The sequence below is a fragment of the Clostridiaceae bacterium HFYG-1003 genome, assembly GCA_024579835.1.
GTDB lineage: Bacteria > Bacillota > Clostridia > Clostridiales > Clostridiaceae > JG1575.
Window position 1 is genome coordinate 1,686,675 of the sequence record CP102060.1, and the last position, 15,499, is coordinate 1,702,173.

The 15,499-nt window shown below is 48.7% G+C and carries 16 protein-coding genes; 12 read left to right on the forward strand and 4 right to left on the reverse strand.

Going from position 1 to position 15,499, the window contains the following annotated elements; translation table 11 throughout:
• Positions 1–197: 197 nt before the first annotated feature.
• Positions 198–965 (forward strand): TSUP family transporter, encoded by a 768-nt coding sequence (locus NQU17_07620; GenBank protein UUM13410.1) that lies wholly within the window; start codon positions 198–200, stop codon positions 963–965.
• A 346-nt stretch (positions 966–1,311) separates the two neighbouring features.
• Here NQU17_07620 and NQU17_07625 read toward each other — a convergent pair whose 3' ends face one another.
• The 3 genes from NQU17_07625 to NQU17_07635 form a co-directional block, all read right to left on the reverse strand.
• Positions 1,312–1,662 (reverse strand): hypothetical protein, encoded by a 351-nt coding sequence (locus tag NQU17_07625; GenBank protein ID UUM13411.1) that lies wholly within the window; start codon positions 1,660–1,662, stop codon positions 1,312–1,314.
• Positions 1,663–1,796: 134 nt separating this feature from the next.
• Positions 1,797–2,588, reverse strand: coding sequence for an ABC transporter permease (locus tag NQU17_07630; GenBank protein UUM13412.1), 792 nt, complete (start codon positions 2,586–2,588; stop codon positions 1,797–1,799).
• Position 2,589: 1 nt separating this feature from the next.
• Positions 2,590–3,225 (reverse strand): energy-coupling factor ABC transporter ATP-binding protein, encoded by a 636-nt coding sequence (locus NQU17_07635; GenBank protein ID UUM13413.1) that lies wholly within the window; start codon positions 3,223–3,225, stop codon positions 2,590–2,592.
• Between the two features lie 876 nt (positions 3,226–4,101).
• On the opposite strand from NQU17_07635, the gene NQU17_07640 reads away from it, so the two are divergent.
• From NQU17_07640 to NQU17_07650, 3 genes are all read left to right on the forward strand, one after another.
• Positions 4,102–5,088: a molybdopterin-binding protein gene (locus tag NQU17_07640; GenBank protein UUM13414.1), complete on the forward strand. Its 987-nt coding sequence runs from the start codon at positions 4,102–4,104 to the stop codon at positions 5,086–5,088.
• Between the two features lie 302 nt (positions 5,089–5,390).
• Complete coding sequence (locus NQU17_07645) at positions 5,391–5,966, forward strand: hypothetical protein (GenBank protein ID UUM13415.1); 576 nt, start codon at positions 5,391–5,393, stop codon at positions 5,964–5,966.
• Positions 5,963–6,229 carry a hypothetical protein gene (locus tag NQU17_07650; GenBank protein UUM13416.1) on the forward strand — a complete coding sequence of 89 codons (267 nt, stop codon included), beginning with the start codon at positions 5,963–5,965 and terminating at the stop codon, positions 6,227–6,229. Before NQU17_07645 ends, NQU17_07650 begins: the two co-directional genes overlap by 4 nt.
• Before the next feature lie 340 nt (positions 6,230–6,569).
• Here the strand turns inward: NQU17_07650 and ybaK are convergent, their stop codons facing one another.
• Entirely contained in the window at positions 6,570–7,058 is a 489-nt protein-coding gene (ybaK, locus tag NQU17_07655) for a Cys-tRNA(Pro) deacylase (GenBank protein UUM13417.1), read from the reverse strand.
• Between the two features lie 190 nt (positions 7,059–7,248).
• Here ybaK and NQU17_07660 point away from each other — a divergent pair, with 190 nt between their 5' ends.
• The 8 genes from NQU17_07660 (at position 7,249) to NQU17_07695 (ending at position 15,430) form a co-directional block, all read left to right on the forward strand.
• Complete coding sequence (locus NQU17_07660) at positions 7,249–7,806, forward strand: helix-turn-helix domain-containing protein (protein UUM13418.1); 558 nt, start codon at positions 7,249–7,251, stop codon at positions 7,804–7,806.
• Between the two features lie 157 nt (positions 7,807–7,963).
• Positions 7,964–8,893 (forward strand): NAD-dependent epimerase/dehydratase family protein, encoded by a 930-nt coding sequence (locus NQU17_07665; protein ID UUM13419.1) that lies wholly within the window; start codon positions 7,964–7,966, stop codon positions 8,891–8,893.
• Between the two features lie 362 nt (positions 8,894–9,255).
• Positions 9,256–10,509, forward strand: a complete 1,254-nt coding sequence (gene pgsB, locus NQU17_07670) for a poly-gamma-glutamate synthase PgsB (protein ID UUM13420.1) — start codon at positions 9,256–9,258, stop codon at positions 10,507–10,509.
• Between the two features lie 5 nt (positions 10,510–10,514).
• Positions 10,515–10,967, forward strand: coding sequence for a poly-gamma-glutamate biosynthesis protein PgsC (gene pgsC / locus NQU17_07675; GenBank protein UUM13421.1), 453 nt, complete (start codon positions 10,515–10,517; stop codon positions 10,965–10,967).
• Positions 10,968–10,983: 16 nt separating this feature from the next.
• Positions 10,984–12,153 (forward strand): CapA family protein, encoded by a 1,170-nt coding sequence (locus tag NQU17_07680; protein ID UUM13422.1) that lies wholly within the window; start codon positions 10,984–10,986, stop codon positions 12,151–12,153.
• Between the two features lie 15 nt (positions 12,154–12,168).
• A complete protein-coding gene (locus NQU17_07685; GenBank protein UUM13423.1) occupies positions 12,169–14,022 on the forward strand; it encodes a gamma-glutamyltransferase in 1,854 nt (617 codons plus the stop codon).
• A 110-nt stretch (positions 14,023–14,132) separates the two neighbouring features.
• The gene (locus tag NQU17_07690; protein UUM13424.1) at positions 14,133–14,579 is read left to right on the forward strand and encodes an SH3 domain-containing protein; all 447 of its coding nucleotides are present in this window, start codon (positions 14,133–14,135) and stop codon (positions 14,577–14,579) included.
• Positions 14,580–14,983: 404 nt separating this feature from the next.
• Positions 14,984–15,430, forward strand: coding sequence for an SH3 domain-containing protein (locus NQU17_07695; protein UUM13425.1), 447 nt, complete (start codon positions 14,984–14,986; stop codon positions 15,428–15,430).
• Positions 15,431–15,499: the final 69 nt, after the last annotated feature.

Genomic DNA, 15,499 nt, shown 5'->3' on the forward strand with positions numbered 1-15,499 from the left:
TCGGTACTCCTTTGGCTTGATGGATTCAGTTCCCTTTCGTGTCTGAAATCCATTATAACATAGGGGAACAATCTGAAATGCTCCTCTGATTTGCGCTGGAGAGTACAGGAAAATTGACTGTACCCTGTCTCGACCGGACAAAAGAATGATAAAATGGAAAAAGTGCTGATTTTAATGGACTTAAGGAGATTATTCATATGGAATACGGCAGTCTTATTTCATTCGTTTTTATATGCGCCGCCGCTTTTATCGGAGCTTTTGTTGACGCCATTGCGGGAGGCGGCGGGCTGATCACCGTGCCAGCCTACGTACTGGGCGGATTCCCGCCCCACTTCGCACTGGGCACCAACAAGCTTTCGGCCACCTTTGGCTCTTTTTCCTCCACCATCGAATTTTTCCGGCAAGGCAAGATCCACTTTCCCCTGGTCAAATACATCATCCCCTGCACCCTTCTTGGTGCGATCCTGGGCGTGAATTCAGTTCTGCTGATCAATCAGGATTTCCTGTACCCGCTGATTTCGGTGATGATCCTGGTCGTTGGCATCTATACCTACTTTAAGAAAGATCTCGGCCTGATCAATACGTTCCAACTCAAATCCAAAACTCAGATCGCCATGGGCATGTTCTTTGGGTTTGTCATTGGCTTTTATGACGGATTCTTTGGCCCCGGTACCGGATCCTTCCTGCTCTTCATCTTCATCAAATTTTTCGGGATGGACTTTGTCCTGGCCGGAGGCAATACTAAAATTCTCAATTTCATCAGCAACATTACCTCCCTCATCGTCTTTGCCTTGGCTGGCAAAATCAACTACAGCTTCGGTCTTATGGCTGGCATCTTCTCCCTGATGGGGTCCGTGATTGGAACCAAAGTAGCCATCCGAAAAGGTGCCTCCTTCGTCAAACCGATCTTCCTCATCATGAGTTTTGCTGTATTCGTCAAGATGATTTATGAGATGATGACCTGATCCACAAACCACCGACCGGCACACCGCTTTATTCATCATCCTGATATTCCATTTGGCAACTGCTATGAACAGTCTGCTTTAAACCGACTGTCTTCAATCGATTGACAGTAAACAGACTGACTGTAACCAGTATGGCTGTAATCATACTGGTTGACGCCATGATTTTTAGTTCAGGCATCCTCTGATGGATCGCCCGAACCGAACCGCTTCCGAGATGAAAAATCAATCCCTGGCATCCGTAAGATGATTACTGCAGGTTTCCACACGAAAAAACCGATCTGAGTCAGATCGGTTTTTTCGACTGAATGGATGCATGGATCCGGAGTGAGTGTCCCTGCCTTTTCTCCTAGTCCTGGTTTGGAGAATCCTTCCGCTGCGGGTTCTCATCCAGGAGATCCTGTCCGGTTGACACTTTCTTCAGTGATTCCCCCAGGGTGGCGGCACCCTTGCCCAGCATCTGACCAAAGGTCTTCTTCTCGTTGTCTTCGCAGGCTGCCAGTTCTTCCTTCAGACGAGCTTTTACGGCCTGATCCTCATACAGCTGTTTCAGAGCGTCATCATTCACCTGATTCAAGGCATCTGAGTGATCGACAGGCGATTTCTCATTTTCAGGTTTCTCATATCGGCCTTTTTCCCGGTGATACTCCGTACTAGCAGGCACTGTTGGCTTCTTTTTCAATTTATCCCAAATGCTCATATCGATTTCCCTTCCTGTGATTTAATTATGAAGATCGATTCCTGATGAGACCAGTTTACCATAAGTTGATGGACGTTCAGTAACGGAACTCCGAATGAACCGTGAATCAGGCACGGATCAGCCGGTATCAACTGCTAAGCTGCCGGATCCGACTCCAGCAGAATCTGATTTTTGTCATTGTAGATCGAACGATACCCAAAATAAAGTGAGCCGAACACGGACAGACACACCACTGTCGTAATCGCAATCATAATGGCGATCTGATAGAGAATTGCCGTGGTTGGGAGAGTGCCGGACAGGATTTGCCCGGTCATCATTCCCGGCAGGGCGATAATCCCCATGCCAAGCATCGAGTTAAGAGTCGGCAGGAGAGCCGTCTCAATGGCCTGATTGGCAAAAGGCAGAAGAATCTGATCCGGCCGTGCTCCGATGTTGAGCAAGGCTTCAATCCGGTTGCGCTGACCCGAGAAGCTCTCCCGGAAGGTTTTCACCCCCAATGTGGTTCCGGTCATTGCATTCCCCACGACCATCCCGCTGACTGGAATCATATATTGCGGATTAAAGACAGACTCCCCCACCACCAGGGCAATAAAGAAGACCACGACAAACAGTCCCGAAAAAAAGAGCGATCCGGCAATTGCGATTTGAAAGCCGCGGTTCAGCCCCTTGTTCTTGCGCAGAATCCGCAGAATAGCGAACCCAGTCATCAGAAGAAAATACGCCACAGTAAACAAAGGATGCGGGTTCTGAATAATATAAGTCAGAATCAGACCGGCCAGGATCAACTGAACTGTCATTCGAATGCTGGCTATAACCAGCAGCCTGGTCTGATCAATCCGACTTTTTTTCATCACAAACAGCACAACCAGCAACAGCAGATAAATTAATGCAAACTGCCAGATCTGCATGACGACGATTCCTTTCATATCAATTCCTCCGCTCGATCAGAATGGTACGATCCGCAACCCCATCCAGCAGAGACCGATCGTGGCTGATGACAAGAACCGTCATCCCCTGATGTTGCGCGTAGTCCCTGATGGCATGAAACAGTCTGCTGCCAGTTGTCTGATCCAACGCCGATGTCGGTTCATCCAGCAGCAGGATGTCCGGTTGAAACGACAGGCAGATCGCGATGTAGACACGCTGGCGCTCCCCGCCTGACATTGTCTGGCATATCTCATCAAGACCAAAGGGTACCTGCGCCAGCTGCAAAAACTGCTTCTTTTCCGCTTCGGTTAAATGAGACTTCTGACGAAACTCGTAAAACCGGTCAAAATTTTCTGAGATGGTTCCGTCAAACAGAAACGTCGACTGGCTGACCAGTAGAATCTTCCGTCTTAACTCAACCGTATCCATTTCATGCGTTGGCATCCCCCGATAGTAGATCGTCCCTTGGGTGGGTGTCTGCGTATAGTTCATTAATTTAAACAATGTCGATTTTCCAGCTCCGGATGCTCCGGCAACGGCAATAAACTCGCCTTCACAGACCTCAAGGTCAGGATAGGATAAGAAGTTTTGGAACGAAAGCTGCTCGGTGGCCAGAACGACCTTTTGTCCTGTCATGAATGATTCCCTCACTTCCGGTTGTCCCACAGACGTTCCTGCCATCGAAGGCAGATCTGCGGACACCTAAATATAAGCTAATACGGTCAATCTAGGCATTGAATCTGGTGCCACTGCACAGAAGGATGCCATGAGTCAACCATTAAATTATAGCATCACGTTCCCTTTGTGAAAAACGGATGCATGACTGCAACTTATGCATGACTGTAACGTATGCATGACTGCAACTTATGCATGACTGCAACTTATGCATGACTGCAACTGGCATCATTCAAACACTCTCGAAACAGATTCCTGTCAATGTCTGTTAAGCTTTGTCCTGTCCTGTTCGGATAAGTCTTTCACGTCCTGGCAATTCTTGCCATAATGACTCGTTGTTCTAAAACCGTCGCTTGCATCCGTTCCAAGCCAGGTCCGATCGTTGCCCGATCCCCGAAAACAGGGTATACATCACCGGATTCATGTCCTCCTGCCGTGAGGCCGCATCCTTTCAAGCGCTCCCCCCACTGGAACAGCTGTGTGTTGTGCTATCAAGAGCTTTTAAGTGATCACCCTCCGAATGTCCCGGCCGGTGGTCTGAGCCGGTCATCCCGGCGAATCCATCCGGGCAATGCCATGGTCTGACCGATGGGAGAATCGATCGGGATCATGGGATCGACGAATCGATCAGGCGGTAAGATCCAGCTGATTTTTTCAGCTGATCTGTTGAGTCGAGAAGGAAAAATAAGATTGAGACGGAAAAGCAAAAGGAAGCAATTGCATGAAAAATGGTTATAATAGATAGTGATACCAATCAGACATTGGGTTTAGCCCGGCGCAGTCAATCGATCAATCTGCCCATTCGCGGGTCAGAAGTTCCAATCAGGAGGAATCAGCATGAAGAAAATGAGGGTGGAAGACGCCATCGGAATGACTCTTGCCCATGACTTAACCCGGATTATTCCCGGGGTAGAAAAAGGCGCTTTTTTTAAACGGGGTCATCTGATTACAGCAAATGATATTCCGCTTTTACTCGATATTGGAAAGAAGAATGTTTATGTATCCGACGGATCCGAATCAGGGGTTCATGAAGATGAAGCCGGGCTGCGCATTGCCCGCTCAACCTGCGACGAATCCATCATAATCACTGAACCGGCGGAAGGAAAAGTCAACCTGAAAAGTCCCTGCGCAGGTGTCTTTCGTCTGGATGAATCTGGTCTCATGGAACTCCTTGAAGATCCTGAAATCTGTTACTCAACCCGAACTCCGAACCTGGCTGTAAAAAAAGGCGACCTCCTGGCTTCCTGCCGGATTATTCCCCTGTTCAAGCCCGAATCAGAGCTGAAAGCCATCGAAGATACATTTAGCTCCCGGCCTGCTCTCCTTCGGGTGGATCCATACCTTCCGAAAAAAGTCGGTCTGATTATCACTGGATCCGAAATATCGGACGGACGAATTGCGGATGCTTTTGGGCCCATTCTGGTTCGCCGCAATGAAGAATTAGGCGGTGTGATTGCCGGAACTCGCTACCCAGGCGATGAGCAGGCAGCGATTGAACAGGCCATCCGGGATTTCCTGGATGAAGGCTGCACCATGGTGCAGCTGACCGGAGGAATGTCCGTGGATCCCGATGACTGCACAAAGGACGCCATTGCTGAAGTCTGCGATCAAGTAGTGATATATGGAACATCGGTATTGCCAGGAGCAATGTTCATGCTGGCATATCATCAGGACTGTCCGGTTATCGGTCTGCCTGGTGGAGTGGTCGCCTCCGATTTCAGCATTTTTGATTTCGTGGTTCCACGCCTCTATACGGACGAACGCTTGACAGCATTCCAAATCCGGCAGATGGCCATTGGTGGATTGCTCGGTGTACGTAAATAGCAGATATTCCTTGACACCACCTCAGTTTCGATTCGGGGTGGTGTTGTTTTTTTAGCTTAATTCGCAGTTTCAGCCAACAATATTCACTAAAATATAAGAGAATGCATAAAAAGTTATAACGTTAACATTTCCGTAATTATTTGTGAATAATCTGTTTATTATTAGGCGTTCATCCCTTATAATTAGGAATCAAAGAGACCGGCGTTTGCATGTTACGAACCGGCATCCACAACTTCATGGCCCGGCCTGTGGCCCTTTTCTCCCTCTACATAAATCATTATTTGCACGGAGTGTGACATCGTATGAAAGTCATAAAGCAACAAAAATTCCTTCTCACAGCACTCTTACTTCTGTCAGTCGCAGTCACCATGTGGTCCTCACTGACATCCAAGGATTTCCCCTATTTACTGATGGGGATCAATCTGCTTTTATGGGTCCTTCTGCTCATTTTGAACCAGCACCTGTTTCATGCCCGGCGCATAACCAGCAATGCGATTTGGACCTTCCCTTCCAGCTACTTGAAAACTGCCAGTGGGAAGATGCAGCGGACTCATGGCGATACTGTGATCTCAAACATAGGCCTGCTGGTGGGCAGCAAGGTATACCCTTGGGACACAGAGGGCTCCGGCAAAGACTACCTGAAACGAATCCGCATTGATCAGCAACACCTCCAGCTGACTTTCGGCAAAAAGGGAACAGCTTCCAGCATCGAGATCGTTCATGGAATTAAGGATTCACAGCAAATTCTGAAGCTCAAAGATGAACTGTGGCAGGAAACCGGCGTCTGCGCGACAATCTCCGGCTGGGATGGAATCATTCATAACCAGGCAGAAGGCTGTGACAAAGCGAAAGCACGGGAAACGGGTGATCTGTCTTGAAGAAGATCGAGACTCTGACATTGGCTGCTCTCGAAGCCGCGAAACATTGTTCCAACTGGCGATTCCAGGAAACCGAAGAATGTCATGACAAAGCTTCTCTCCTGGCCGTCTGTACAGTCCACGATGAAATCAATCCGCCGGATCCGGACATCCTCTACTGTGTTTCCGCAGAGGGCGCAGTCGGCATTTATTCCTCACCGGAAGAGTCCATTGAATGGCTTTTTATTCCCCGCTTTCCCAGGGGGGCGGATGAACCCATATGATCAAATAAAAAATATCATAAGCAGCTAAAAAATCCCCGTCCGGTTGATCTCATCTGGTGATCTGACCGAACGGGGATTGTTATTGTACGAAGTACTGATGGCGTGAGGTACTGATGGCCTGAGGTACTGATGGCCTGCGATTCTTATTGACGGTGGTTCCTAGGGTCGATGGTTCCCATAAAGTGAGGTTAAGATCATCCGATGGTCTTATCGTTTATAGCGTTCTGCCATTATTGTTTCGAGACACTTGAAGTCATTGCAACTATTGAAGCCATTGTAGTCCTTGAGGTCATGGAGGCTTTTTGAGTGATTCTGACGGGCAGCGCGAGTGGGAATCACTTTAATCAGTACCGGCGCAAATGTCTGCCACGGATCCTTTTACAAAAGAAATCAGATCCTCTGGAACGAGTCTCAACTGGAATCCCCGCTTGCCGGCGGAAACCATAATGTACTCCTTAGTACCTGCCGTTTGATCGATCACCGTCCGGAACTGCTTCTTCATGCCTACCGGAGAGCATCCGCCCCGAACATAGCCGGTGATTTTCTCTAGATCCCTGACATCTGCCAGCTCGATGGATTTTTCACCCAGGACCTTTGCAGCTTTTTTCAAATCAACGGAGGCTTCACCCGGGACAACCAGGACACAGTAGGATCCTGAATGACCGACAGCAAGAATGGTCTTATAAATTTTCTCCTTTGGCACCCCCGTTCGGGCAGATATTTCATCGTAGCTGAGTTCCTCATCTTCCTTCAAAGGCAAAAAATCAACCATCTGATATGAAATCCTGGCTTTGTCCAGTTGGCGCATGGCATTTGTCTTCACGCTCATGTGGATCCCTCCCTCAGATTATATGCAATCTATCATTGACAATCCGTAAATAAAGGACAAATATAATAATAGCGCAAAAATCTGTCTATATTTTTTTATTTTCGGAAATATAAATACACCTGCTTTTTATCCTAATGATACCATATTGAATTATTGTAGGAACAATTTTCTCTAAAGGAGTACCAAGTAGATGAAAACCGATGTGTTGCTTTTGGCAAAGAATGGAGATCAGGCAGCGATGTTTCAGGTAATCAAGAGCTTTGAGGGCTGGGTGGTAAAGCAGTGCAACTATTATCACCTTCGCGGCTATGAATTTGAAGATCTCAAGCAGGTCTGTTACCAGACCATCGTATATGCCGTTTATCGCCTGAACGAACAGGAGCTGGTCACAGCGCCGTCTTTTATTATCCGCTGCATGCAGAACGCTCTGAAATTTGAATGCCGCAAGGTTCTGTCCAAGCCCGAGCCAGACAGTTTAAACACCGAAGGAGATTCCGGCCTGGAATTAATGGACCTGCTGGTGGATGATTCAGCCAATACCGAGTCCCAGGTATTGTACAACCTGGACAAGCGGGCCCTCAAGGAGAGTTACAATACCCTCTCCACCGAAGAGAAAGACCTTATCTCCTATTACATCATGAACCCCTATGGCGGTCTGAAAGAATATGCCGACAAATACAGCAAGAATTACCGGAAAGTCCGTTACATGAAGGATCTGGCATTGGCCAAGCTGAAATCCACCCTGTAGTGACTTTGCCACTGATCATCAATAATAGATCATCAAAAATTATCTGCTGCCTTGCAAAGAATGATCATACATTGCTGTCCTGCCTTATAATAAGGATAATAATTGATATCCGCAGTGCTAACCCATTCGCATCGCACTGCAGCCAAAGAGGTGGGCAATGAAAATAGCTGTAACCGGAGGAGCCGGGTTCATCGGCTCACATATTGCTGAACTGGCACTGCTGCAAGGCCATGAAGTGACGGTGATTGATTCGCTGTGTCATGGCCATCGTTCCAATCTGCCTTCTGAGATCCCGCTGCTGACCTTTGATGTCAGAGATCCGGCATTGACTGAGGTGATCAGTCAGTTGGCCCCGGAAGTGGTCATTCACCACGCGGCTCAAATCAGCGTCCCTGAGAGTATTGAGCATCCGCTTCATGACGCCTCCGTCAATATCCTGGGAACGCTGAATCTTCTGGAAGCCTGCGTCAGAACAGGCGTCCGCAAGATCATTTATCCCGCCTCGGCATCGATGTTTGCCAAAATCCAATATCTGCCAATCGATGAGTCCCACCCCATCTCCTTCCTCTCTCCCTACGGAGTCAGCAAGCAGGTAGTGGAGCACTATCTTCAGGTCTATCACGCACTGTATGGCCTGGACTACACCATCCTGCGCTACAGCAATGTGTACGGTCCGCGACAGGATGCATCCGGAGAAGGTGGTGTGGTATCAATCTTCAGTCAGGCCATGCTCCATGACAGCACCCCGGTAATCTTTGGAGACGGGCAGGCTGCCCGTGACTTTCTCTTTGTGAACGACGCGGCTCAGGCTAATCTGCGCTGCCTTACGGGCTTTGGACAGGAAACCATTCATGTCTGCACCGGAGTTGAGACCAGCATACTACAGCTGTATGAACTGATTGCCGGGTTCACTGGCTTTTCAAAGCCGCCTCGCTTTGGTCCACCCAGACCTGGTGATATTGAGCGGTCTTTCCTGTCGACAAAAAAGATGGACCAACTCCTGACTCTTCCGGTCACGCCCATTCAGCAGGGTCTGTCCCTTACGATTCAGCAAATGAAAACTGCCTTAATCCAAACCGGTCATTGACCGGTTTTTTTTGCGTTTCTACATTCGACATACTTCCCACTCTCGATGGCAATGAATGATTCGGAACACTAGGATCTCCTGACTGGTCCGGTGTCATTTTTTTGTCACTAAATTGCCTCAAATTCTACATGATTTGGACACGTCCGTCCATTAAGCTTGTTTGAGGTCTGACATCATCCGGTTCCATCCGAAACCACCTGATTCACTCCCCGGGAAGATGGCTGAATGCAACCTGTAAACACCTTGCCATCTAATGAAAAGTTTATATTGAAGGTAGAGTTTGAACAGTGGATGTGTTAAGATTTAGTGTGTGCCAATTGGGCACAATATTAACGTTAAATATGAAAATAAAGGTTAAAGAGATGCAGAATTTAACATTGATTCCGGTCATCATGGCTGGCGCATTCGCGCTTGGCGTCATGGAAAAGAAAAAGGTCAAAAAAAATATTGATCAAATCCCGCTGCGAATTGTCGTCAACGGAATTCGAGGGAAATCCACGGTTACCCGACTGATCACCGGAATCCTGAAGGAAGCCGGTTATCAGGTGGTTGGTAAAACTACCGGCTCCGCAGCCCGAATGATTTATTGGGACTCCGAGGAAGAGGAGATCATTTACCGCCGGCCGGAAGGTCCGAACATAACGGAACAAAAATCCGTCGTTCGAAAAGCTGCTAAAAAAGGAGCCGACGCTCTGGTCTCGGAATGCATGGCGGTAAATCCGGATTACCAGAAAGCCTTGCAGGAAGAATTCGTACAGGCCAATCTGGTGGTCATTGTGAACGTCCTGGAAGATCACATGGACGTCATGGGGCCAACCCTGGACCAGATTGCGGAAGGGTTCACCAATACGATCCCCTACAACGGACAGCTGATCATTTCCAATAATGAATACGTCAATTACTATAAACGGATCGCCCGCCGCCGCAAAACCAAGGTCTATGTGGCGGATGACAACCTGATCTCAGAAGCGTTCCTGAAAAAATTCAAATACATGGTTTTCCCTCAAAACGCCTCGCTGGCGCTGGCAGTCGCCGATGCGCTCGGCATTGACCGGCAAACCTCGTTCCGAGGAATGCTGCACGCTCACCCGGATCCGGGTGCTGCTGAGGTTTGGAGCCTGCCCTCCTTCGGCAAAAATGTTTACTTCATCAATGGCTTTGCCGTAAATGATGCCTCCTCTACGCTGTCCATGCTGGAGCGAATCAATGCCCTGGGCTATCAGACGGAAAATGCTACAGTCATTATGAACTGCCGGCCCGACCGGGTCGACCGGTCGCAGCAGTTCGCCGATGATGTCCTGCCTTATATGAACGTAAAGAAAATCATTGCCATGGGTCAGATCACTCATCCCATCACTCAGGCTTATCAGCAAGGCAAGTATCAGGCACCGGAGTATATAAACATGGAAGACGCTCCCATTGCCTCGATCATGAAGGAACTTCGAAAACAGGAACCGAATTCGGTCATCTTCTCCGTCGGCAATATCCACAGAGACGGCGAGCCGCTTCTGGAAGCCCTGGAAGAGGTCAGTGAACACACCGACTTATATAGAAATCTTCAATCAACCAGTCCAAAATTCTCAAACTATCTTTCACGGAATCTTCAGGAGGATTAATCACCATGTTCGGTACTGATCTGTATATTGCCTTAGTTGTAGGAATTGTTGTCAGCTTGATTTATAACGATGTCACCGGTATTTCCCCATCGGGTCTGGTTGTTCCGGGATACCTGTCATTGATTTTTGACCAGCCCATGTTCATCGCCTATGTGTTCATCTTCGCTCTGCTGACCTATCTGATTGTAGTTCACGGAATCGGGCGTTTCACGATTCTTTATGGAAAGCGCAAATTTGCCGCCATGCTTACCGTCGGCTTGCTGCTGAAACTGGTATTTGACTTTCTGTATCCCATCGTCCCCTTTCAGATCCATGAATTCCGCGGAATCGGCGTTATTGTTCCCGGACTCATCGCCAACACGATTCATAAGGAAGGCGTCGTTCTCACCGTTACCAGTACTGTTCTGATGACAGCGCTCACTTATCTCATCATCCTGGGATACAACATCATATTCTAGGAAAAGGAAGGGACCTATGGAAGAACGAAACCAAAAGCCAAATAAATATAAAAATCTGAGTTTTCAGGAACGCATCATGCTGTTCCAGAAAAAGAACCGGCGTCAGACTGACAGCCAGGCGGTACTGCTCCTGTTAGGGCTCATTGTGTTGTATCTGGTCGTACAGCTGGCCAATGCCTTTACTGCCAGCGCTCAGGTGGTGGTAACCAAAGACGCGAAATTTACAGCAACCATGGTCGGTGACATGATGTTCGGCCGAAATGTGCAGAAAGTCGTGGACAGCAAGGGATATGATTTCCTTTTCCGTTACGCCAAACCTTATCTGGACGCATCCGACTACAACACGGGCAACTTCGAAAATCCGATCATTCTGCGGGATGAATCAGAGTATGAACTGCCGGATAAAAGCATTTACCTTCATGCCCGGGCCGATGTTGCCCCCTACCTGTCCTCTATTGGGTTTACAACCGTGAACCTGGCCAACAATCACCTCATGGACTACGGGGTAGCCGGACTCACCGAAACGCTGGACACCTTTGCAAAAACTGAAACTGCCGCCATCGGCGGCGGACTGAACAAATTCCAGTCCGGACAGATCCATTATGAAGATTACAATGGCTTTGTCGTAGCAACGGTCGGGATGACCGATGTCGGTTATCAGTGGGGTTATTCCACCGATCATCAGGCCGGTGCCAACAAAACCCGGCTCACCGATGTGCTGCCGATCGTCAAGGAAGCCCGAAAGAATGCCGACCTGGTCATTGTTCATTCTCACTGGGGCGTAGAATATGATTCATCACCTAACCCCAGGCAGAAAGAAATCGGCCGGGCTCTGGTCAATGCCGGAGCGGATATTGTCGTGGGACATCATTCCCACACGCTGCAGCCGGTGGAAATCTACAAAGGCAAAGTAATTTTCTACTCACTGGGCAATTTTGTATTTGACCAGGGCTGGTCCAAAACCAAGGATTCCGTGGTCGCCCAGTTCAAAATACACGACGACGGATCCAAGACGGTTGAACTCACCCCCATGAAGGTGAATGAAGCAAGTCCATCCCCGCTGAGCGGCCCGCTGGCCGGCATGGAATTCAATCGAATGAAAGCCCTTCTGACGAAGGATCTGGATTCCAAAATTGAGTGGGAAGTGAAAGACGATAAAATCATCATCAACCTGGGAACGAAATAGAATGAGGGATAATTAATGGGAGATCAAAATAACAGATATCGCAGCTGGGCATCCAAACTGACCGTTGTTCTTGGCTTTGTCGTCATCCTGTCCATGGCAGTCAAGCCACTGATGGCGATCTTTCAGAACACCCGGGAAACCGGAAATGTCCAGGGATATGTCAACATCGGAAACACCACACCGGGCTCAACGGGAAAAACCGTGCCGGGGGTCTCGACCCTTCCGACCAACCCTTCTACTCAGCCTGGCAATACCACCACTACCGTGGTCACCGCTGACGGAGCCTACGGCGTCTCCAGTTCAAACCGCATTGCCGCAGATATCGCCATGGAAGTTATGGCACAGGGCGGAAATGCCGCAGATGCAGCCGCTGCCGCCGCTCTGGTGCTCAGCGTGGTAGAACCTCATGCTTCCGGTCTGGGCGGAGCGGGCGCCGCTCTGGTCTATACCCCGGCGGATCAGAAAGTCACTCAGATCATGTACCGCGAAAAGTCGTCCGCCAATCCGGAGAACCTTCGCAAAAAAACCGGCGTTCCGGGACTGGCGAAAGGTCTGGAGTATCTTATCGCTTCCTTCGGGTCGGTGGATGAAAAAACTCTCATTGAACCCGCCCGGCAGCTTGCCGCCAATGGCTTCAAGATGGACTCCACTCTGTTTGATATCTGGAAGCGCTATAAATTCGGCAACCTGCTCGATAAAAAAGCCAATGACCTGTTCTTCCCCAGCGGCGTCATGCAGACCTTCGTGAAACAGCCGGAGTATGCTGACACCCTGAAGTATCTTCAGGATAACGGGCTGGGCTCCTTCTACAAGGAACCCTTTGCCTCCGAACTGGCCAAAGCCGTGACCGGTCTGGATGTGTCCGATATTACAGGATACACCATGTATGTGGACGAAGCGGTCAAGGGCTCCTTCGAGGGCTGGGACATCTTTACCGCATCCCCCCCAATGTCCGGTGTTACCTTCGTACAGATGCTGAACATGATGGAATACGTCAAGCTGCAGAACTACTCTGTTGACTCTACGGAGTATTATCACTTCATTGCCGACATCACGAATCTGGCCTATCGCTCCCGCTTCCTGGAACTGGCTGATCCTTCGGTCGATGTTATCGACACAACCTCGCTGGCCAGCAAAACTTATTCTCAGAAGCTGGCAGCCCAGATCAAGCCAGGGGTGAAGACCGAACTGGATCAGAATGATTTTATTCCGAACCAGGATTCAGAAATCAACCCCGGGGATCCTGCCTCCACAACCCCCGCAGGAACCACCGGTATGGCTGATCCCATCCCCACCTATGCTCCGAAGGAAGAATCCCACACCACCCACCTGGTTGTCGTGGATAAGACGGGCATGATGGTTTCCATGACCAATACTCTGGGTACGTTCTTCGGAACCGGAAAGTTCCCCAAAGGATTCTTCATGAACAACCTGCTGACAAACTTCAACGATTACGATGAAAATCCCGGCTACTGGGGTGTCAGCAAAAGTCCCCGCTCCTTTATCACCCCTTCCATCATGATCAAGGATGGCAAAGTGCTTGGACTGGGATCTCCCGGCGGCGCTCGAATCCCTTCCATGCTCGCTCAAGGCGTGGCAAACTACGTTTATTACAACCTTCCGCTGAGCGATGCCATGGAACGGTACCGAATCTTTGCTGATAAGAACGTCATTAAAACAGAACGTGCACTCAACGCCCAGGTGACTGAAGATCTCAACCGCATGGGCTACTCCATCCGAGTCAATGATGACTCGATCTACTTCGGTGGAATCCAGGCGCTGCTGTTTGATCCGGTCACCAAAACCGTGGACGGCGCGGCTGATTCAAGACGCGGCGGCGTATGGCGCACCAGCGTGCCGGCTGAGTAAAATAATCAACTGACATCAACAGAATTCTCGGAAAATACACTTTACATTCGCCTGATTCGTTATATAATGAAAAAGGTGAAATCATAATTATACGTGAGGAGCAAGTTTGCATGATACTGAATGGTAAATTGAAAAGTATCGGACGCCAGGTGATCAAATACACCTTCTTTTTAGCCGCTGTCATGGCTTGGATGATTGTATTAGGTCCAAAAGAAACACTGACAGCCGAAGAACAGTCTTATGTCCAGGAATTTATCGCTCAAGTGGACAGTGAACCGGCTGCTCCGACTCAGGTAGCTTCCGAAACGGTTGTACCCACGATGACGGAAGGAACTCCTTCCGACCTGAAGTACGGAATCGTTCTGGAAGACAGTGTCAACGTCAGAAAAGGACCCGGCGTAGATTTCCCGGCAGTTATGCAGCTGTTTAAGGGAAATGAAGTTCAGCTTGTAGAAGAACTGGTCGGCGGCTGGTGGAAAGTCTCCATCAACGGAACTCAGCTCTACATCAAGAGTGAATTCGTCTCCGTCAAGACCATGACCGGATCCAATCAGTAAAGTGAATAATTAGAGGCCTCTGGAAACATTTCCAGAGGCCTTTCCTATCTCCAGAAACAACATCAGCACATGACAAATCGGGTCTGCAATTTCTTGCCTTGCTTCATGAAGTCCATTCAATATCCCTGGTTTGAGACCTCCTACTCATCCATTGAGGTTTCCTATCCGTGAACTCAATCTGTTCCGGCGTTTTCATCCTTTTCGTATTGTTCTTTTTATTAATGAATTCGCTACACTGATCACTCCGTATCAAGAATTTTCAAGCAAATGTCATGAGCCTGGCCAAAAATTCACGGCACAACTGAACACTTATGCTATAATTAATCATGAACTGATGATATTAATTAATCAAACTCATTCCCAATAACAACAGACATCCAATCCGGTTGGAGGTATTTTTTACGATGAAAATCCTGAAGTACATGATCTTCCTGGTTGCCGTCCTCTCCTTCATGGTCTTCTTTGGCCATAAAGAGACATTGAGTCCCGAAGAATCACTGGCAATAACGGAATTTGAAAACCTGACAGCGCAAAATTCAACTACGCCGGTTGCGGCCGCTGACCCAACCCCTGGTGCCGGATCCACAACATCAGCCGGTTCCCAGCCGCAAACCAGTCCTGCCACAGATACCACTCCACTGTATTTGAAAACAACCCCCAATGGTACAGTCCTGGAGGACTCCGTTAATGTCCGATCTGGACCAGGCCTTGATTTCCCGGTTGTCACCCAGCTGTACAAAGGAGATCAGGTCATCCTTGGCAACAACTTCAATGGCTGGTATGAACTGAATTTGGATGGACGCAAGTACTATATTTCAGCCGATTTTGTGCTTATGGCACCTGTCCAGTAAACAGTCACAGACTGCTCCTTTCTAGATGAAATCTATACTCTCTTTCCCCTGCCTTAAATTGCATTTCAT